Source organism: Streptomyces niveus (assembly GCF_001723055.1).
In the GTDB taxonomy this organism is placed as follows: Bacteria; Actinomycetota; Actinomycetes; order Streptomycetales; family Streptomycetaceae; genus Streptomyces; species Streptomyces niveus.
Window position 1 is genome coordinate 524 of record NZ_MDCR01000148.1, and the last position, 18,684, is coordinate 19,207.

General features: G+C 71.2%; 19 protein-coding genes and 1 pseudogene. 11 read left to right on the plus strand and 9 right to left on the minus strand.

The features are described from left to right. Nucleotides 1-586, plus strand: a 586-nt coding sequence (locus BHU15_RS18585; protein WP_255293144.1) for a glycoside hydrolase family 9 protein, incomplete at its 5' end; no start/stop codon positions are given. A gap of 40 nt (nucleotides 587-626) precedes the next feature. Here the strand turns inward: BHU15_RS18585 and BHU15_RS18590 are convergent. Continuing rightward, nucleotides 627-1,518 (minus strand): annotated as a pseudogene (locus BHU15_RS18590) (LacI family DNA-binding transcriptional regulator); the annotation flags it as partial. 262 nt (nucleotides 1,519-1,780) lie between these two features. Here BHU15_RS18590 and BHU15_RS18595 point away from each other — a divergent pair. Further along, entirely contained in the window at nucleotides 1,781-2,515 is a 735-nt protein-coding gene (locus BHU15_RS18595; RefSeq protein WP_023537745.1) for a VOC family protein, read from the plus strand. Between the two features lie 69 nt (nucleotides 2,516-2,584). After that, nucleotides 2,585-3,754 carry a winged helix DNA-binding domain-containing protein gene (locus BHU15_RS18600; RefSeq protein WP_069628214.1) on the plus strand — a complete coding sequence of 390 codons (1,170 nt, stop codon included), beginning with the start codon at nucleotides 2,585-2,587 and terminating at the stop codon, nucleotides 3,752-3,754. A 5-nt stretch (nucleotides 3,755-3,759) separates the two neighbouring features. Here the strand turns inward: BHU15_RS18600 and lysA are convergent, their stop codons facing one another. From lysA to BHU15_RS18615, 3 genes are all read right to left on the minus strand, one after another. Next, complete coding sequence (lysA, locus tag BHU15_RS18605; protein WP_069628215.1) at nucleotides 3,760-5,091, minus strand: diaminopimelate decarboxylase; 1,332 nt, start codon at nucleotides 5,089-5,091, stop codon at nucleotides 3,760-3,762. Continuing rightward, nucleotides 5,088-5,486 (minus strand): SAV_915 family protein, encoded by a 399-nt coding sequence (locus BHU15_RS18610; RefSeq protein ID WP_079128228.1) that lies wholly within the window; start codon nucleotides 5,484-5,486, stop codon nucleotides 5,088-5,090. Before BHU15_RS18610 ends, lysA begins: the two co-directional genes overlap by 4 nt. Before the next feature lie 175 nt (nucleotides 5,487-5,661). Further along, nucleotides 5,662-6,483 (minus strand): helix-turn-helix transcriptional regulator, encoded by an 822-nt coding sequence (locus BHU15_RS18615; protein WP_376206181.1) that lies wholly within the window; start codon nucleotides 6,481-6,483, stop codon nucleotides 5,662-5,664. Between the two features lie 153 nt (nucleotides 6,484-6,636). Between BHU15_RS18615 and BHU15_RS18620 the strand changes: the two genes are divergently transcribed. Further along, nucleotides 6,637-8,328: an AMP-binding protein gene (locus BHU15_RS18620; protein ID WP_069628216.1), complete on the plus strand. Its 1,692-nt coding sequence runs from the start codon at nucleotides 6,637-6,639 to the stop codon at nucleotides 8,326-8,328. Nucleotides 8,329-8,350: 22 nt separating this feature from the next. Here the strand turns inward: BHU15_RS18620 and BHU15_RS18625 are convergent, their stop codons facing one another. Together BHU15_RS18625 and BHU15_RS18630 are read right to left on the minus strand one after the other, a co-directional pair. After that, nucleotides 8,351-8,866 (minus strand): GNAT family N-acetyltransferase, encoded by a 516-nt coding sequence (locus BHU15_RS18625; protein ID WP_069628217.1) that lies wholly within the window; start codon nucleotides 8,864-8,866, stop codon nucleotides 8,351-8,353. Between the two features lie 46 nt (nucleotides 8,867-8,912). Next, the gene (locus BHU15_RS18630; RefSeq protein WP_069628218.1) at nucleotides 8,913-9,533 is read right to left on the minus strand and encodes a hypothetical protein; all 621 of its coding nucleotides are present in this window, start codon (nucleotides 9,531-9,533) and stop codon (nucleotides 8,913-8,915) included. Nucleotides 9,534-9,747: 214 nt separating this feature from the next. Between BHU15_RS18630 and gcl the strand changes: the two genes are divergently transcribed. Further along, nucleotides 9,748-11,535 carry a glyoxylate carboligase gene (gene gcl / locus BHU15_RS18635; RefSeq protein ID WP_079128229.1) on the plus strand — a complete coding sequence of 596 codons (1,788 nt, stop codon included), beginning with the start codon at nucleotides 9,748-9,750 and terminating at the stop codon, nucleotides 11,533-11,535. A gap of 285 nt (nucleotides 11,536-11,820) precedes the next feature. Here gcl and BHU15_RS18640 read toward each other — a convergent pair whose 3' ends face one another. The 3 genes from BHU15_RS18640 to BHU15_RS18650 all read right to left on the minus strand — a co-directional run bounded on the left by BHU15_RS18640 (nucleotide 11,821) and on the right by BHU15_RS18650 (nucleotide 14,385). Beyond that, entirely contained in the window at nucleotides 11,821-12,162 is a 342-nt protein-coding gene (locus tag BHU15_RS18640; protein WP_069628220.1) for a hypothetical protein, read from the minus strand. Between the two features lie 413 nt (nucleotides 12,163-12,575). Then, the gene (locus BHU15_RS18645; protein ID WP_069628221.1) at nucleotides 12,576-13,466 is read right to left on the minus strand and encodes a 2-hydroxy-3-oxopropionate reductase; all 891 of its coding nucleotides are present in this window, start codon (nucleotides 13,464-13,466) and stop codon (nucleotides 12,576-12,578) included. Between the two features lie 52 nt (nucleotides 13,467-13,518). Then, nucleotides 13,519-14,385: a TIM barrel protein gene (locus tag BHU15_RS18650; protein WP_069628222.1), complete on the minus strand. Its 867-nt coding sequence runs from the start codon at nucleotides 14,383-14,385 to the stop codon at nucleotides 13,519-13,521. A gap of 137 nt (nucleotides 14,386-14,522) precedes the next feature. On the opposite strand from BHU15_RS18650, the gene BHU15_RS18655 reads away from it, so the two are divergent. The 6 genes from BHU15_RS18655 to BHU15_RS18680 form a co-directional block, all read left to right on the plus strand. After that, nucleotides 14,523-14,834 carry a YkoF family thiamine-binding protein gene (locus BHU15_RS18655; RefSeq protein WP_069628223.1) on the plus strand — a complete coding sequence of 104 codons (312 nt, stop codon included), beginning with the start codon at nucleotides 14,523-14,525 and terminating at the stop codon, nucleotides 14,832-14,834. 62 nt (nucleotides 14,835-14,896) lie between these two features. Next, entirely contained in the window at nucleotides 14,897-15,208 is a 312-nt protein-coding gene (locus tag BHU15_RS18660; RefSeq protein WP_171908393.1) for a helix-turn-helix domain-containing protein, read from the plus strand. A 179-nt stretch (nucleotides 15,209-15,387) separates the two neighbouring features. After that, nucleotides 15,388-15,897 carry a 2-oxo-4-hydroxy-4-carboxy-5-ureidoimidazoline decarboxylase gene (gene uraD, locus BHU15_RS18665; protein ID WP_023537731.1) on the plus strand — a complete coding sequence of 170 codons (510 nt, stop codon included), beginning with the start codon at nucleotides 15,388-15,390 and terminating at the stop codon, nucleotides 15,895-15,897. Between the two features lie 4 nt (nucleotides 15,898-15,901). Continuing rightward, entirely contained in the window at nucleotides 15,902-16,315 is a 414-nt protein-coding gene (gene uraH, locus BHU15_RS18670; RefSeq protein WP_069628225.1) for a hydroxyisourate hydrolase, read from the plus strand. A 3-nt stretch (nucleotides 16,316-16,318) separates the two neighbouring features. Then, nucleotides 16,319-17,230: a factor-independent urate hydroxylase gene (pucL, locus tag BHU15_RS18675; RefSeq protein ID WP_069628226.1), complete on the plus strand. Its 912-nt coding sequence runs from the start codon at nucleotides 16,319-16,321 to the stop codon at nucleotides 17,228-17,230. 174 nt (nucleotides 17,231-17,404) lie between these two features. Next, on the plus strand, nucleotides 17,405-18,684 hold a 1,280-nt coding region (locus tag BHU15_RS18680; protein ID WP_069628227.1), incomplete at its 3' end, for an 8-oxoguanine deaminase.

The window sequence follows — 18,684 nt, forward strand, 5'->3', positions numbered from 1 at the left end:
CGCCGGCACCCTCTCCCTCCTCGCCGTACCGAACGAACTCCCCGCAGCCGACCTCGCCCGGATGCGCGCGAACCTGCGCACCGCCGCCGACGCACTCGTCGACACCCAGCGCCGCGAGGGATATCCGGCGCTGCTCCCCGGCGCCGACGCCTACCCGTGGGGCTCCAACTCCGCCGTCGTCAACCGGATGCTGCTGCTCGGCACCGCGTACGACATCGGCCGCGACCGTCGCCATCTGAAGGCCATGCACCGGGCCATGGACTATCTGCTGGGCACCAACGCCATGCGCATCTCGTACGTCACCGGCTACGGCCGCCACCGCGAGACCGACCTGCACGACCGGCTCGCCTGGGGGCAGTACCCCAAGACCCCGTATCCCAAGGGCTGGCTCTCCGGCGGCCCGAACAGCGCCCTCATCAACGACCCGGTCACCCCCACCGGCCGCCCCGCCGCCAAGTCCTACGCCGGGCCCGGTACGGCGCCGAGCGCCTGGGGGTCGAAGGAGAACACCATCAACTGGAACGCGCCGCTCGTCTGGGTCGCGACCTACCTCGACTCGACGGCCCCGGACCTGACAGCACGCTGACGCCGCTCCGAGGAAGCCGCTCAGGACGACGCGCGCCGNNGATCGGTGTGCCGCGCGATGGGGGAGTCGTCGAAACCGACGACGGCCACATCCTCCGGCACCCGCCGCCCCGCCGCCCGCAGTGAGTGCAGCGCGCCCGCCGCCATCACGTCGGACGCGGCGAACACCGCGTCCAGGTCCGGGTGGCGCGCCAGCAGCTCCGTCATCGCCCGCCGCCCGCTCTCCTCGGTGAAGTCCCCGTGCGCCGTCCACGACGGATCCGCCGCACCCCCGGTGCCCGCCACGGCCTCCTGGTACCCGCCGAGCCGGCACTGCGCCACGTACATGTCCAGCGGCCCGGTGATCGTGCCGATCCGCCGCCGCCCGCTCGCGGCGAGATGCCGTACGGCGGAGCGGGCGCCGCCGACGTTGTCGGAGTCGACGTAACTCACCGGCTCGTCGGCCGAGCGCCGGCCGCTCAGCACGGTCGGCAGGCCCATCTCGGCGAGCAGGTCCGGCAGCGGGTCGCTGCCGTGCACGGACACCAGCAGCACCCCGTCGACCCGGCCGGCCCGCGCGTACTGCAGGAAACGCGCGCGCTCCTTCTCCGTACGTACGAGGGTGAGCAGCAACTGCATCTCGGTGTCGGCGAGTCCGGTGCCGACGCCGTGCAGCACGTCCGAGAAGTACGGCTCGGCGAAGAACCGCTTCTCGGTCTCCGGGATGACCAGCGCCACCGCGTCGGTACGGCTCCCGGCCAGCGCTCGGGCCGCCCGGTTGGGTATGTAGCCCAACTCGGCGATGGCGCGCTGGACCAGCTCCCGGGTGGTGTCCCGTACGCGCGGCGAGTTGTTGATGACGCGCGAGACGGTGCCCCGCCCCACACCGGCGTGCGCCGCGACCTCTTCGAGCGTGGGCTGGCCGGTCCGGCTGGTACGTCCCCTTGCCACCATCGTGCGACCTCCATCGGGGCTCCGTCGGGGACCGTCATCCAATCACTGGGAGCGCTCCCACATTAAGTGGTTGATCATATCGCGGACACCCTCAGGCCGCTTTGCCGCACTACCTTCAAATACATTCAAAGGTGTCTGTCGTGTACGTATGGGCACTAGCCTTCCGGTGCGGTCGTGGTCGTGACCGCGGGGAGGGGCTGTGATCTCAATGGAACGGAGTGGGATGCCGAAAGCACAAGGAGTCGCCGGAGCACCGTGCTGGGTGAGCCTGTTGGCGCGTGAACTGCCGGGAGCCCAGGACTTCTACGGCAAGGTTCTCGGCTGGACCTACCGGCGCGCGGGACTCGGTGACGACTTCTCCGTGGCGCTCATCGACGGTCTGCCCGTCGGCGGCATCGGGGCTCTCGCCTCCTCGCTCCAGGTCGCCGTCTCCTGGACCCCGTACTTCAACGTCACGAACGTGGACGAGGCGGCGGCCCGGATCAGGGAGCGCGGCGGCACGGTCGGCGTCGGCCCGCTCGCCTTCCACACCGGCCGCGCCGCGCTCGCCGTCGACCCGGACGGCGCGGTCTTCGGGATCTGGGAAGGCTCCGTGCGCTCCGACTGGTCGATGGGGCGCGGCGCGGGCTCGGCCTCGCTGGACCTGCACACCAGGGACGCGGCCACGGCCGGGCGCTTCTACTCGCTCGCGCTCGGCTGGCAGCCGGAGGGCGAGGGCAAGCTGCGCCTGGTGCGTGAGGGCGACGGGTCGGTGCTCCTCGACGGTGACGAGCCGCTGGCACGGATCAGCGGCGGCGCCGTACAGGCGGCGCCCGATCCGCAGATACGGCCGCGCTGGCACGTGCACTTCAACGTGAAGGACGTGGCGGCGGCGGTCGAGTCGGCACTGGCCTCCGGCGGCTCGCTCGTCCTGCGGTCGGACGGGGTGGACCGGGTGGACGAGGCGACGCTGCGCGATCCGGACGGGGCGCTGTTCACGGTCACCGCCGCGGCGTGACCTGACCCGACCTGACACGCTCGGGCTTGCGGACAGAAGGTGTCCGCAAGCCTGAGTACGGTGCGGTGCATGGCCTCGAAGACGGCGGACCGCGTCCCCCACCACCCCGTGCTCACGACCCGCGCGCTCAACCGCGCCACCCTGGCACGACAGCTCCTGCTGCGGCGCGCGGCCATGTCCGCCAAGGACGCCGTGACCCATCTGGTCGGGCTCCAGGCGCAGAACGTGAAGCCGCCGTACGTCCAACTCGCCGCCAGGCTCGACGGGTTCGATCCCGGACAGCTCTCCGACCTGATGGCGTCCCGCGAGGTCGGCCGGATGGTCACGCTCCGCTCCACCATCCACACCCACACGGCCGAGGACTGCCTGGCGCTGCGCCCGTTCGCCCAGCCGCTGATCGAGAGCGAGTTGCGCAACTTCCGCGCCGGTCTCGCCGGGGTGGATCTGGACCGCCTCGCCGCCCACAGCAGGGAACTGGTCGAGGAACGGCCCCTGCCGCTCAAGGAGTTGAAGGCGGCGCTGGCCGAGCGGTGGCCCGACGGCGACCCGCGGGCCCTGTCCGTCGCCGCGCGGTGCCTGCTGCCGCTCGTCCAGGTCACGCCGCGCGGGCTGTGGGGCCGCGGCGGACAGGTCACGCTCACGACGGCGCAGAAGTGGTTCGGGGCTTCCGGCGCCTCCGGCGAGACGGCCGGCATCACGCCGCAGGACGCCGTCCTGCGCTACCTCGCCGCCTTCGGACCCGCCTCCGTCAAGGACATGCAGACGTGGTGCCGGCTGACCCGGCTCGCCCCGGTCTTCGAGGGGCTGCGGGAGCGACTCCTCACGTTCCGGGACGAGAACGGTGTCGAGCTTTTCGACCTCCCCGACGCGCCCCGGCCGGACCCGGACACCCCGGCGCCGCCGCGCTTCCTGCCCGAGTTCGACAACCTGCTGCTCTCACACGCGGACCGCACCCGCGTCGTCCCCCTCGCCTACCGCAAGCGCGCCTGGAACGGCAACCAGGGCCACCGCACACTCCTCGTCGACGGATTCCTGGCCGGAATCTGGCGGTTGACGGACGGCGCGGAGGGCGACGACCACGGGACGCTGACCGTACAGACCTTCGACACGCTCACGCGCGCGCGGCGTGACGCGGTGACCGAGGAGGGCGAGCGCCTGCTCGCCTCCCTGTCCTCGGCCACCGCCCCCAAGTACACCGTGCGCTTCGCGGACTTCACCCGCTTCACGGACGCGTCGTAGAGGCCTCAGAGCCCGACGTCCCGGCGCCGCTGGTCGTCGAACGTCTCGCGCCGTACCAGCAGGCGCGAGCGGCCGTCGGCCACCGCCACCACCGGCGGGCGGCCCGTCATGTTGTAGCCCGACGCCATCGAGACCTGGTACGCCCCCGACGCGGGCACCGCCAGTACGTCGCCGGGCCGTACGTCCTCCGGCAGCTCCACCCCGTCGGCGAGCACGTCGCCCGCCTCGCAGTGCCGGCCGACGACCGTGGCCGCCCGCATCGGCGCCGCCGAGGCGCGCCCCACCCGGCGGACCGTGTAGCGGGCGCCGTACAGCGCGGGCCGCGGGTTGTCGCTCATGCCGCCGTCCACGGCGACGAAGACCCGGCCGCCCGAGCGCTTCACCGCGAGCACCCGGTACAGCGCGATCCCGGCGGGCGCCATGATCGAGCGGCCGGGCTCCACGGTCAGCCGGGGGAGCGGCAGGTCCGCCTCGGCGCAGGCACCGGTCAGCGCCCGCCTGATCCGCCGCGCGTACACGGCGGGCGCCGGGGCCGCGTCGCCCGGCAGATGCGCCGCCGCGAAGCCGCCGCCCAGATCCAGCTCCGGCAGGACGACCCCGAACCGGTCGCGGACGCGTACGAGGAAGGAGACCAGCTCCCGTACGGCCCGCTCGTAGGGCTCGGGCGAGCTGATCTGCGAGCCCAAGTGGCAGTGCAGCCCCGCCAGTTCGAGCTGCGGCTGGCCGAGGATCCGGGCCACCGCCTCCTCCGCGTCCCCGTTCGCGATCGACAGCCCGAACTTCTGGCCCTCGGCCCCCGTACGGATCTTCGGATGGGCGCCCGCCTCGATCCCCGGCAGCACGCGGACCATCACCTGCTGCGCGTCGTGCGCCGGCACCTGAGCGGCCAGCCGCGCGATCTCGCGGCCCGAGTCGATGACGATCCTGCCGACGCCGAGCCGCAGCGCGGTCCCCAGGTCCTGCGGCGACTTGGCGTTGCCGTGCAGCACGATCCGCTCGGCCGGGAAGCCGCGCGTGGCCGCCAGCTCCAGCTCGCCCGCCGAACAGACGTCGAGGCCCAGGCCCTCCTCCTCCATCCAGTCCACGACGGCGCGGCACAGGAACGCCTTCGCGGCGTACACGATCTCGGCCTCGGGCAGCGCACGCGCCCAGGCCCGCGCCCGGGACCGTACCTCGCCCTCGTCCAGTACGTAGGTGGGAGTGCCGTACCGCTCGGCCAGCTCCAGGAGGGAGACACCCGCGACGGAGAGGTCGCCGCCCGGCGCGGAGACGGCCGACGCGGGCCAGACCGACGGGGTGCTCAACTCGTTGACGACGAGCAGCGGTTCGGTGGTCACGCGCTCACCGCCAGGGGCGCGTCGCCGTAGTGCCGCAGACACGGCCTGACCGTCGCGCGGGCGGGAGCGCGGGTGGATATGTCGCCGAGCGTGGACGTCCCGGCTCCGACCGACGCGGCGGCGAACTGCGGGTCGACCGTCACGAGGCCGACACCGAGCGGTTCCGAGAGCGCCCGCAGGCAGCTCTCGGCGAGTCTGATGTACGGCTGCCGCGCGCCGAGCGCGGCGGTGAGCCGCCGGGCGCTGGTGAAGCCGACGGCGGTCCGCGCGCCGAGCGGTGTGCGCATGAAGCGCAGCTGCTGCCCCCCGGCGGAGCCGAGCCGTACGGGTACGTACAGCGGCGCCGTCGGCTTGGGTTCTTCGGGGTCGGCGTCTTCGAGAGTGGTGCTGGCCATGGTGTCCTCCACGGAGGAGTCGTCGCTGTCTGACACCAGGAAGCTATGCCCGTTTCACGCCGGTCCGGGCACCTCATGACGCGGCGTTGATCGGCCGGGCCCGTTATTTGACGGCTCCCTTACGGCAGACGGCTCACCGTACGGTTAACGGCGGCAGCCGGTCCGCCGCGCCGGCCTACGGCAGCAGTCCCGCCCGTCGCGCCGCCACCACCGCCTCCAGCCGGGTGTGGGCGCCCAGCTTCCGCATGGCCGCCCGCAGGTAGCCCTTCACCGTCTCCGGCCGCAGCCCCAGCCGCTCCGCCGCCGCCGCGTTCGTCGAGCCCGCCGCCACGCACGCCAGCACGTCCACCTCGCGGGGCGTCAGCGTCACGGCGCGCTGCTCGCGGTGGTCGTGCCGGCCGCCCGCACCACCGCCCGCGCCCGCCAGCCGGCCGCAGACGGCGTGCAGCTCGCCCCGCAACCCGGCGTCCACGATGCGCGGCGCCAGCGCCCGCAGCTCGCTGTGCGCCTCGCGGACCTCCTCCCACGCCTCGGGCCGCCCGTACACCGGCTCCCGGGTCACGGCGAGCAGCCGCTGCACCTCGTCGCGTACGACCAGCGCCTGCTCCACGTCGCGGGCCGCCGCGACGGCGGCGTCGAACGCGCGCTCGCCCATGGGCAGGGGGTCGCGCAGCGCGCCGTACAGCACGCCGCGCACCCGGCGCCGCACGATCACGGGGACCGCGACCACCGAGCGCAGCCCCTCCGCCGCGACCGCCGCGTCGTACTCGTGGGTGATGTGCCGCGCCTGCCGGTAGTCCGTCACCGCGCACGGCCGCTGCAGGGCGATCGACTTGCCGCCGAGCCCGTTCCCGATACAGATCGCGAGTCCTCGCAGGGCGCCCGTCGCCGTGCCGTTCAGCTCCGCGATGCGCACCTGGCGCGTGTCGTGCAGCATTCCGCCGAACGCGACCGGCAGCCCGGTGGCACGGCGCAGTGTCAGCAGCGCCGTGCGCATCTCGACCGCCTCGATCGCCTCAATCACAGCGACTTCCTTCTCTCGGGTCTCTCCGCCGGCCGGACGTGGTCGATTTACCCCCGTCGGGGGGTGGTGAGACGTACGTCACCGGCTACACGATGCTAGTGAACGGGCGAGTGATGAGGAGGGCACATGAGAGCAGTCGACGCGACCGAGCAGTTCCGCGCCGCCAGGGATTTCCTGCTGCGGCACCGTGAGGACTACACCACGGCGTACGAAGGCTTCGTCTGGCCCCGTCCCGCGCTGTTCAACTGGGCGCTGGACTGGTTCGACGTCATCGCCGACGGCAACGACCGGCCGGCGCTGCACATCGTCGAGGAGAACGGCACCGAGAGCGTCACCTCCTTCGCCACCATGGCCGCCCGCTCCGACCAGGTGGCCAACTGGCTGCGGGCCCAGGGGGTTCGCGCCGGGGACCGTGTTCTCGTCATGCTCGGCAATCAGACGGAGCTGTGGGAGACCGCGCTCGCCGCGATGAAGCTGCGCGCCGTCGTCATCCCGGCGACACCGCTGCTCGGCCCGGCGGACCTGCGGGACCGGCTCGCGCGCGGGCGGGTGCGGCATGTGATCGTCCGGGCCGGTGACACCGCGAAGTTCGCCGAGGCGCGCGGGGAGTACACCCGGATCGTGGTCGGTGGCGAGGGCGCCGATGTTGACGCGGACGGCTGGCGGGCCTACGAGGCGTCCCACCAGGAGTCGACGCACTTCGAGCCCGACGGGGTCACCCGCGCCGCCGACACCCTGATGCTCTACTTCACCTCCGGCACCACCGCCCACCCCAAACTCGTCGAGCACACCCATGTCTCGTACCCGATCGGCCATCTCGCGACGATGTACTGGATCGGGCTCAGGCCCGGCGACGTGCACCTGAACATCTCCTCACCCGGCTGGGCCAAGCACGCCTGGTCCAACCTCTTCGCGCCCTGGAACGCGGAGGCGACCGTCTTCATCCACAACTACACCCGCTTCGACGCCGCCCGGCTCATGGCCGAGATGGACCGCGCCGAGGTGACCAGCTTCTGCGCGCCGCCCACCGTGTGGCGGATGCTCATCCAGGCCGACCTCACGCAGCTGCGGCGCCGCCCGCGCGAGGTCGTCGCCGCCGGTGAACCGCTGAACCCCGAGGTCATCGAGACCGTACGCAGGGAGTGGGGCGCGACGATCAGGGACGGCTTCGGCCAGACCGAGACGGCCGTCCAGGTCGCCAACTCGCCCGGCCAGCTGCTCAAGGCGGGCTCGATGGGCCGCCCGACCCCCGGTTATGTCGTGGAGCTGCTCGACCCGGTCACCGGCGCGCCGGGGGCCACCGAGGGCGAGATCGCGCTGGACCTCACCAACGCGCCGGTGGGGCTGATGACCGGCTACCACGGCGACCCGGAGCGTACGGCCGAGGCCATGGCGGGCGGTTACTACCGCACCGGCGACATCGGCTCGCGCGACGCCGACGGCTACATCACCTTCAGCGGCCGGAGCGACGAGGTCTTCAAGGCGTCCGACTACAAGATCTCGCCGTTCGAGCTGGAGAGCGCGCTGCTGGAGCACGAAGCGGTGGCCGAGGCCGCTGTCGTCCCGGCGCCCGACTCGCTGCGGCTCAACGTGCCGAAGGCGTACATCGTCCTGGCGGCCGGCTGGGAGCCCGGCCCGGACACGGCGAAGCTGCTCTTCGCCCACTCGCGCGCGGTCCTCTCCCCGTACAAGCGGGTGCGCCGGATCGAGTTCGCGGAACTGCCCAAGACGGTCTCGGGCAAGATCCGCCGTATCGAACTGCGCGAGCGCACGGCCGCGGGCTCCACGGCGGAGTACGAGGAGAGCGACCTGAGTTGAGGGCGGCCCGCCGGGTCCCGCCTCAACTCGCCGTCGTGGCACGGCGCATGCAGACCCGGGGCCAGTGGTCGAGCCCGTGCGCGGCCTCGGCGCGTCTGATCTCCCGCAGTCCGTCGGTGAGTTCGTTCTCGGCGAGGGTGCGGAAGCCGAGCCGGGTGTAGTACGGCGCGTTCCACGGCACGTCCGCGAAGGTGGTCAGTGTGAGGCCCGCCAGTCCGGCGCGCTCCGCCCGGCCCGCCAGATGCTCGATGAGGGCCCGGCCCACTCCGCGCCCCGACGCTGTCGGGTGGACGGAGACCTGCTCGATATGGGCCGCGCCGTCGATCTCGTCGTAGATCAGATACGCGACCGGGTGGCCCGTGCCGTCGTCGGTCACCCAGGCGTGGCCCGCGCGCAGATAGCGGTCGAGGAGATCGATGGCCGGGGGATCGTCGTCGGCGATCGCCGCCATACCGACGGCGCGGAAAGGTTCACCGGCGGCCCTCTCGATGTCCTGGAGAAGCGGGAGGTCGGCGGGGACCGCGGGGCGGATTCGCATGGAGAAAGTATGCCCGCGCGGCTGTGCGCGCGGTCCGGGAATCCGGTCAGGCGGGTGAGCGACTCAGGTCGTCCGCCGGGCCGTTGACCGGTCGCGGGGTGCCCGTCGGGTCCAGGACGAAGAGCGGCACCCCGAGGGTGTCGGCGCGCTCCCGTGCCTCGTCCGCGTAACCGGCCAGGGCGAAGAACGCGCTCACCGCCGACTCGCTCAGCGCGTTGAGCCACAGGCACTCCACCGCCCGCACATCGGCGGGGCGGGTGCCCAACTCGACCTGGGCGACGAGTCCGGGGCCGCGCAGATCGATACCTGCCACCGGCTCCTCGTCGGACCGGACGACGTCCTGGAAGCCGATCGCCCGCAGATAGAGCGCGGCGGCGTGCACCGCGTCACCCTTCGTCGCCACCGTCACGGGTCTGACAGGCACCCGCAGCACCGTCCCGCACGGGCAGCCCAGCTCGGGCTGCGGCCAGTGGTCGCGCCGTCCGCACTCGGAGCAGTCGACGCTCACCCACTCCTCGTCCCAGGACCGGCGCCCGACACGGGTGGCGGGCGCGCCGGTGACCAGGGGCGCCGAGACGGCCGATCCGCAGGGGCAGGGATAGGCCGGGGCCGTGAACTGGTGGCTCTGTCCGCAGTCGGGACAGCGGACAGGAACGCTCTCTCCCACCGTCGCACCCCCTTCCACCGACCATCGTCCATCAACGGACGGGCGTTGGGGAGGCTCTTCGGCCATCCCTTGACGGCGTACGGAAGGCACCTTAGATTGATTCCACATAGCAGAACAAGAATTCCGTATCGTGGAAATGAAGGAATCGACGGAATCGACGCTCTCAGGTGGCGCGACAGAGCCCGAGTCCACCAGGCTGAAGCAGGAGCACTCCATGCCTCGTATGACCGCTGCCCGAGCGGCAGTTGAGATCCTCAAGCGCGAAGGCGTCACCGACGCGTTCGGTGTGCCGGGCGCGGCGATCAACCCCTTCTACAAGGCCCTCGAACAGGCCGGCGGCATCGACCACACGCTCGCCCGCCATGTGGAGGGCGCCTCCCACATGGCGGAGGGCTACACCCGGACGAACCCCGGCAACATCGGTGTCTGCATCGGCACATCGGGTCCGGCGGGCACCGACATGATCACCGGCCTGTACTCCGCGATCGGTGACTCCATCCCGATCCTGTGCATCACCGGCCAGGCCCCGGTCGCGGTGATCCACAAGGAGGACTTCCAGGCCGTCGACATCGCCTCGATCGCGGCGCCGGTCAGCAAGGCGGCCACCACCGTCCTGGAGGCCGCCCAGGTCCCCGGCGTCTTCCAGCAGGCGTTCCATCTGATGCGCTCCGGCCGGCCGGGACCCGTCCTCATCGACCTGCCGATCGACGTCCAGCTGACCGAGATCGAGTTCGACATCGAGACGTACGAGCCGCTGCCGGTCTACAAGCCTTCCGCGACCCGCGCGCAGATCGCCAAGGCGCTCGGCATGCTGACCGCCGCCGAGCGGCCCCTGATCGTCGCCGGCGGCGGTGTCATCAACGCCGACGCGTCCGAACTGCTCGTGGAATTCGCCGAGTTGACCGGAACTCCGGTCGTCCCCACGCTGATGGGCTGGGGCGCCATCGCCGACGACCACGACCTCAACGCGGGCATGGTGGGCATCCAGACCTCGCACCGCTACGGCAACGAGACGTTCCTGGCCTCGGACTTCGTCCTCGGCATCGGCAACCGCTGGGCCAACCGTCACACCGGCGCGCTCGACGTCTACACGGCGGGCCGCACCTTCGTCCACGTCGACATCGAGCCCACCCAGATCGGCAAGATCTTCGCACCGGACTACGGGATCGCCTCGGACGCCAAGGACGCGCTGGCGCTCTTCGTCGAGGTCGCGAAGGAGCTGAAGGCGGCGGGCGAACTGCCCGACCGTACCGGGTGGATCGAGTCGGTGCTGGAGCGCAAGGGCACCCTGCACCGCAGGACGCACTTCGACAACGTGCCGCTGAAACCGCAGCGCGTGTACGAGGAGATGAACCGCGCCTTCGGCCCCGACACCCGGTACGTCACCACCATCGGCCTCTCCCAGATCGCCGGCGCGCAGATGCTGCACGTCTACAAGCCGCGCCACTGGATCAACTGCGGCCAGGCCGGGCCGCTCGGCTGGACGATCCCGGCCGCGCTCGGCGTCGCGAAGGCCGACCCGGACACGACGGTCGTCGCGCTCTCCGGCGACTACGACTTCCAGTTCATGCTCGAAGAGCTGGCGGTCGGGGCGCAGCACAAGATCCCGTACGTCCATGTGCTGGTGAACAACGCCTACTTGGGGCTCATCCGGCAGGCGCAGCGCAATCTCGACATCAACTTCCAGGTCAACCTGGAGTTCGAGAACATCAACTCACCGGAGCTGGGCGTCTACGGGGTCGACCATGTCAAGGTCGTCGAGGGGCTGGGCTGCAAGGCGATCCGGGTCACCGAGCCCGACCAGCTGCTGCCGGCCTTCGAGGAGGCCAAGAAGCTGGCGGCGGAGTACCGCGTGCCCGTGGTGGTCGAGGCGATCCTGGAGCGGGTCACCAATATCTCGATGGGTGTGCGGATCGACCAGGTGAACGAGTGGGAGGACCTCGCCACCGAGCCCGGTCACGCGCCCACCGAGATCAAGCCGCTGGTCCGCCAGGCCGGCTGACGGTACGTCGCGTCGCGGCGGCCCCAAGGTCGTGTCTTCGAAGTCGCGCCTGGCCCGCGGCGCCTGGTACGGCACCTCTCTGCGTTGTCGGAGTCGGCCGAGTACGCCCGGTACGAGGCCGATCCTCCGCCTTGCGATGCACCGCACCAGCCGCCGCGGGCCCCGCCCTGCGGGCGGACGGCGCTACTTCGAAGACACGACCTTGCCCGGAACTCCGGTGCGGGGGGCCGCTGTTGTCGTGACGACGGCGCGGAGGGCCGCTGTGGTCGTACGTACGGCGCGACGTCAGCCGCCGCAGCCGCACCCTCCGCAGCCGCCGCACCCGCCGCCGTCTCCGCCGCCACCCCCGTCCCCGCCGGCGTCCGCCGTGTCGCCGCCGTGCGCGTGCGTCCCGTCGGCCCACCAACTGGCCGCCGTGACAGCCCCGGTGGCGGCGACGGCGGTGCCCGCTGCGGCGGCGCCGGTGACCGGCCGCCGTGCCGTCTTCGGGGTCTTGCTCACCCCGAGCGGAGAGAGCCCCAGGAACAGGAACACACTGACCGGCGCGAGCAGCCAGGAGTAGTCGTCCTGGACGATCGCGACGGTGGTCGCCACGGCGGTCAGGGAGAGGAACGCGAGAAGGCGCATCCTCTCAGTGTGCGCGTCCCGTGACGTCGCACAAGAGCCCGGCCGGGGAATCGGCCGGGCTCCTGCGGTGGAGAGGGGAGTTGAGGACCGTCCGACGGTGCGAGGCCGGCGCGACGGGACATTCGCACCGCCGGACGGCGTGTGACGCAGCCTCGGGAGAGGCTGTGGGACCGCGGCGACGGCGACGGGGAGCGGCGGCCGGTCCTTCCTTCAGGTCAGGAAGGTGACCCTCGCTCCCCTCACCACCGCACTGGCTCGCGCGCCGCCGCGGTCCCGGGGATGTCCCTCCCGGCGACCACCCCTCACGAGGGCCGGCGGGAGGGACGGCTGTGGTTCCCGGGCTGTGGCGGCACCTGGGCGCGACAGGACAGGTGTCGGCGCCGCCACAACCCGGAGTTCGAGGAAGCGTCCGGTCAGACCTGGCTGCCGGACAGCCGCTCGACGGCGCGCAGCAGAGCCGAGTGGTCGAGACCGCCGTCGCCCTGGGCGCGCAGTGACGCGACCAGCTGTGCGACGACCGCGCCGACCGGCAGGGCGGCGCCCACATTGCGGGCGGCGTCGGTGACGATGCCCATGTCCTTGTGGTGCAGATCGATCCGGAAGCCCGGCGCGAAGTCGCGGTTGATGAAGTTGTCCTTCTTACGGGTCAGGACGGTCGAGCCGGCCAGTCCGCCGTTCAGGACGTCCAGCGCGGCGTTCAGGTCCACGCCTGACTTCTCCAGGAAGACCACGGCCTCGGCGCACGCCTGGATGTTGACGGCGACGATCAGCTGGTTGGCCGCCTTCACCGTCTGACCGGCGCCGTGCGGACCGCACAGGACGATGGTCCTGCCCAGTACGTCGAAGACCGGCTTGGCCTGGTCGAAGTCGGCCTGCTCACCGCCGACCATGATCGAGAGAACCGCCTCGATAGCCCCCGCCTCACCGCCGGACACCGGCGCGTCGAGCACCCTGATGCCCTTCTCCCGGCCGGCCTCGGCCAGGTCGATCGACGTCTGCGGGGTGATCGACGACATGTCGATCAGCAGGGCGCCCTTCTTCGCGTGCGCCAGGATGCCGTCGTCGCCGTAGGCGATGGCCTCGACGTGGGGCGAGGCGGGCACCATCGTGACGACGACGTCCGCGTCCTTGACGGCCTCGGCGATCGAGGGCGCCGCCGTGCCGCCGTTGGCCGCGAGCCGGTCCAGCTTCTCGCGCTCCAGCGTGAAGCCGGTGACGGAGTATCCGGCCTTGATCAGATTCTCGGCCATGGGGGACCCCATGATGCCGAGGCCGATCCAGGCCACCTTGGGAAGAGTGCTCATCAGGGGTGCCTCTCTCGCATACGGGTGTGCGTGCCGGCGGGGGCCGGGTGTCTCAGCGCGCGGCGCGCGCGTCGGCGGGCAGCCACGCGAAGGACTCGGTGCTCGGGCGGTCGCCGGGCTTGTACTCAAGGCCGACCCAGCCCTCGTAACCGGCCTTGCGCAGCCGTTCGAGCAGGTCCTGGAGCGGAAGCGTGCCGGTGCCGGGAGCGCCACGGCCGGGGTTGTCCGCGATCTGTACGTGGCCGGTCTTCTCGGCGTACGTGTCGATGACTCCGGTCAGCGCCTCGGCGTCGAGCCCGTTCATCGACAGGTGGTAGAGGTCGAGGAGGAACCTGGCGTTGCCCAGCCCCGTGGCGGCGTTCACCCGGTCCACGACCTCGATCGCGGCCTCGGCGCTCACCAGCGGATAGTGCGGGGACTCCGGCCTGTTGAGCGCCTCGATCAGCAGGATCGCCCCGGCGCGGTTCGCCGCGCGGGCGGCCAGGACCAGATTGTCCAGGGCGAGCGTGTCCTGCGCCGCCGGGTCGACACCGTCGACGCGGTTCCCGTACAGCGCGTTGAGCGCCCCGCAGCCCACCGAGGCGGCGAAGCCGGCCGCCACGTCGATGTTCGCGCGGAAGCGGTCCGACTCCTCGCCGGGCAGCGAGAGCGCCCCGCGGTCGGGGCCGGGCAGCTGTCCGGCGTAGAAGTTCAGTCCGACGAGCTGGGTGCCCGCGTCGTCGAGGGCCTTCTTCAGGGCGTCCAGCTCGGCCTGCGGCGGAGTGGGAGTCTCGATCCAGGGCCACCACAGCTCCACCGCGGTGAAGCCCGCCGCGGCGGCTGCCGCGGGGCGCTTCAGGAGCGGGAGTTCGGTGAAGAGGATCGACAGGTTCACATCGAAGCGCTGCTCGGAGCCGGGCTTGTTCGTGAAGGGGGCCATGAGAGGTTCTGCGCTCCTTCCGTATTGCGGAAGTTAGTTTCTGCTTAATGGAAGATTGCCTGTGGTTCGGGAGGGCTGTCAAGAGGGGGCCCCGTTTTCGGGCCGGGGCGTCGCGTTTCGCGCAGTAGGTTGTGCGCGTGCGACTGAGAGTGGAATTCACGACCGAGCCGTTCGACCTGGACGAGGCCCCCCGTCATGCGGTGGTGGCCCGCGAGGTCATCCAGGCCGCCGAACTGGACGCCGTCGACGTCGGGCCGTTCGGCAACACCGCCGAGGGCGGCGCCGGCGCCGTCATCGCGGCCGTCGACGCCCTGCTCCGCCGCTCCCTGGAGGCCGGCGCCACCCGCGTCTCGCTCCAGGTGAACGTGATCGCGGACGCTTCGGACGCCCCGGAGGGTGTACCCGACGCCCCGGAGGGCGCGCCGGAGATCGCCGAGGACGGCAGGTGACCGAGCCGTCGGGGCTGCCCGACCACCCCCTGCTCGCGGCGGTGAAGCCGCTCGTCGACGCGATGGGCGCGCAGACCGTACGGCCCGAACTGGCCCTGCCTGACGACGTCGTCCTGAGCTGGGAGGGCGAGGCCGTCATCGCCGTACGCCTGCCCCAGCTCTCCGAATCGCTCGACCACATCCTCGCCGCGCTGGAGCGCAGGCACGGCATGCCCCTGTCGGAACTCGACCGCAGGGCCAAGCAGTCGGTGGTGCGCTCGCTGGAGGCGCGGGGGGCCTTCGCCGTACGGCATGGCGTGGAGACCGTGGCGGGCGCGCTCGGGGTCAGCCGGTTCACGGTCTACAACTATCTGAACCGGTCGGAGACGAGCTGACCCGGTCGGAAGGCGGCCCGGCCCGGTCGGAAGGCGGCCCGGCCCGGTTGGAAAGCGGTCCGGTCCGGTCGAGTCCGGTCGGGGGGCGTCCGCCGAAAGAATTCAACAAAGTGTTGACGTGATGTTCGTGAAGGCGTTAGCTATCCCGCAGCCCGTCAAGCACAGCCACGGAGGCTCCCGTGACGACCGACCCGCCACCGGGCCTCACCCGGTTCAACACCTCCTCCGACAGCGCGGCGCTCGCCGCACTCCACGAGGTGTGCGCCAGTACGGCATGGGGGAGCGCACTGCTCGCCCACCGGCCGTACGCCACCACCGACGCACTCCTCGCCGCCAGTGACACCGCGACGGCCGAACTGACCGCCGACGCGCTGGCGGCGGCGATGGCCGGGCACCCACCCATCGGCCGGCCGAAGCCGGGCGACCCGACCTCCGCCCGCGAACAGCGGGGCATGGCCGGTGCGTCCGACGAACTCAGGGCGGAACTGCTCGACTTGAACCTGGCCTACCAGGACAGGTTCGGCCATGTCTTCCTGATCTGCGCCACCGGCAGGACCGGTGAGCAGATGCGGGACGCGGTCCGCATACGGATCGGCAACTCGCCCGAACAGGAGCGGGCCGTCGTCCGCACCGAGCTGGGCAAGATCAACCGCATCCGGCTGACCCGCCTCGTACACGCAGGAGAGTGATCCCTTGAGCACGGAAACCACCGCATCGGTGTCCACACACATCCTGGACACCAGTGTCGGCCGCCCCGCCGCCTCCGTCGTCGTCTCGCTCGCCGCCCGCGGCGGCGGACGTGAGCCGTGGGTGGTGCTCGGCCGGTCGGCGACCGACGAGGACGGGCGGTGCAAGGACCTGCCGGCGCTGCCGGAGGGAACGACCCACGTACGTCTCGACTTCGAGACCGAGGCGTATTTCCACACCCACACCCACAGCGACACTCACAGCCAAGCCGAGGCACAGCAGGACGCCCCCGCGCCCCGGGACAGCGGTGCCGCGTTCTTCCCGGAGGTGGCGATCACCTTCGCCGTCGCTCCCGGCGAACACTTCCATGTACCGCTGCTGCTCAACCCGTTCGGCTACTCCGTATACCGAGGGAGCTAGCAGATGCCGACCATTCTCGGCCAGAACCAGTACGGCAAAGCGGAGAACCGCGTCGTCAGGATCGTGCGTGACGGCGACACCCACCACATCAAGGATCTCAACGTCTCCGTCGCCCTCTCCGGCGACATGGAGGAGGTCCACTACTCCGGCTCGAACGCCAACGTCCTGCCGACCGACACCACCAAGAACACGGTGTACGCGTTCGCCAAAGAACACGGCATCGAGTCCGCCGAGCAGTTCGGCATCCATCTCGCCCGGCACTTCGTCACCAGCCAGGACCCGATCCACCGGGCACGTATCCGGATCGAGGAGTACGCGTGGGAGCGCATCGCGACCTCCGACGCGGGCGAGACCAAGCACTCCTTCGTCCGCAAGGGCCAGGAGACCCGCGTCTCGCAGATCACCTACGACGGCGAGAAGTGGGAGATCATCTCCGGCCTCAAGGATCTGACGGTGCTGAACTCGACCGACTCCGAGTTCTGGGGCTACGTCAAGGACAAGTACACGACGCTCCGTGAGGCGTACGACCGCATACTCGCCACCGACGTGTCCGCCCGGTGGCGCTACAACTGGACCGACGACGCCGAGCCGATGCCCAACTGGGAGAAGTCCTACGAGCAGGCGCGCAGGCACATGCTGCACGCCTTCGCGCAGACGTACTCCCTCTCCCTGCAGCAGACGCTCTACCAGATGGGCACGCGGATCATCGACAGCTGCGGCGAGATCGACGAGATCCGGTTCTCTCTGCCCAACAACCACCACTTCCTGGTCGACCTCGAACCGTTCGAGCTGAAGAACGAGACCGCCGACGGAGCCGTGTACTTCGCCGCCGATCGCCCGTACGGCCTCATCGAGGCCACCGTGCTGCGCGACGGCGTCGAACCGCGGATCCCCGTCGATCTGACCAACCTGTAGCACCAGCACGCCGTACCCCAACCCCCGACGCGCGCGCCGGCGTCAAGTCCCGCGAGAACAGGGCGACATGGGGGAAGAGCGGGGGCATCTGCGCACCGAGAGACCAGCGGATCCGTATCTCACCCCGCTCGACCCCCGGATCCGTCCACCCAATCGGAAGAACGAGGACCCGCCATGGCGGCTTCGCGCATCGTCATCGAGAACTGTGCCATCGCGACTGTGGACGCGAACGACACCGAGTACGCGTCCGGGTACGTCGTCGTCGCGGACAACCTCATCGAATCCGTGGGCGCCGGCTCCGCGCCCACCGGGCTGGAGAACGTCGTACGCCGTGTCGACGGCACCGGCCATCTGCTCACCCCCGGCCTCGTCAACACCCACCACCACTTCTACCAGTGGATCACCCGCGGGCTGGCCACCGACCACAACCTGTTCAACTGGCTGGTGGCGCTCTACCCGACCTGGGCGCGTATCGACGAGTCGATGGCACGCGCCGCCGCCCAGGGCTCGCTCGCCATGATGGCGCGCGGCGGCGTCACCACCGCGATGGACCACCACTACGTGTACCCGCGTGGCTCCGGTGATCTGTCCGGCGCCATCATCGGGGCCGCGTCGGAGACCGGCGTACGGTTCACGCTCGCCCGCGGCTCCATGGACCGGGGCGAGTCGGACGGCGGCCTGCCGCCCGACTTCGCCGTCGAATCGCTCGACGACGCTCTCGCCGCCACCGAGGCGACCGTGGACCACTACCACGACGACTCGTTCGACGCGATGACACAGATCGCCGTCGCGCCGTGCTCGCCGTTCTCCGTCTCCACCGAACTGATGCGTCAGGGAGCCGAGTTGGCGCGCCGCAAGGGCGTGCGACTGCACACCCACGGCAGCGAGACGGTCGAGGAGGAGCAGTTCTGCAAGGAGCTGTTCGGGATGGGCCCGACCGACTACTTCGAGTCGACGGGCTGGCTCGGCTCCGACGTGTGGATGGCCCACTGCGTCCACATGAACGACTCGGACATCGCCGCCTTCGCCCGCACCGGCACGGGCGTCGCGCACTGCCCGTCCTCCAACGCCCGCCTCGGCGCCGGGATCGCGCGCGTGCCCGACATGCTGAAGGCTGGCGTGCCCGTCGGCCTCGGCGTGGACGGCACCGCCTCCAACGAATCGGGCGAACTGCACACGGAGTTGCGCAACGCGCTGCTCGTCAACCGCCTCGGCGCCCACCGGGAAGCCGCCCTGACGGCCCGTCAGGCACTGCGTCTCGGTACCCACGGCGGCGCCCAAGTCCTCGGCCGCGCGGGCCAGATCGGCTCGATCGAGGCCGGGAAGCTCGCCGACCTGGTGCTGTGGAAGCTGGACACTCTGGCTCACTCCTCCATCGCCGACCCGGTCGTCGCGCTGATCCTCGGCGCCGCCGCGCCCGTCACACTCTCCCTCGTGGGCGGCAGGACCGTCGT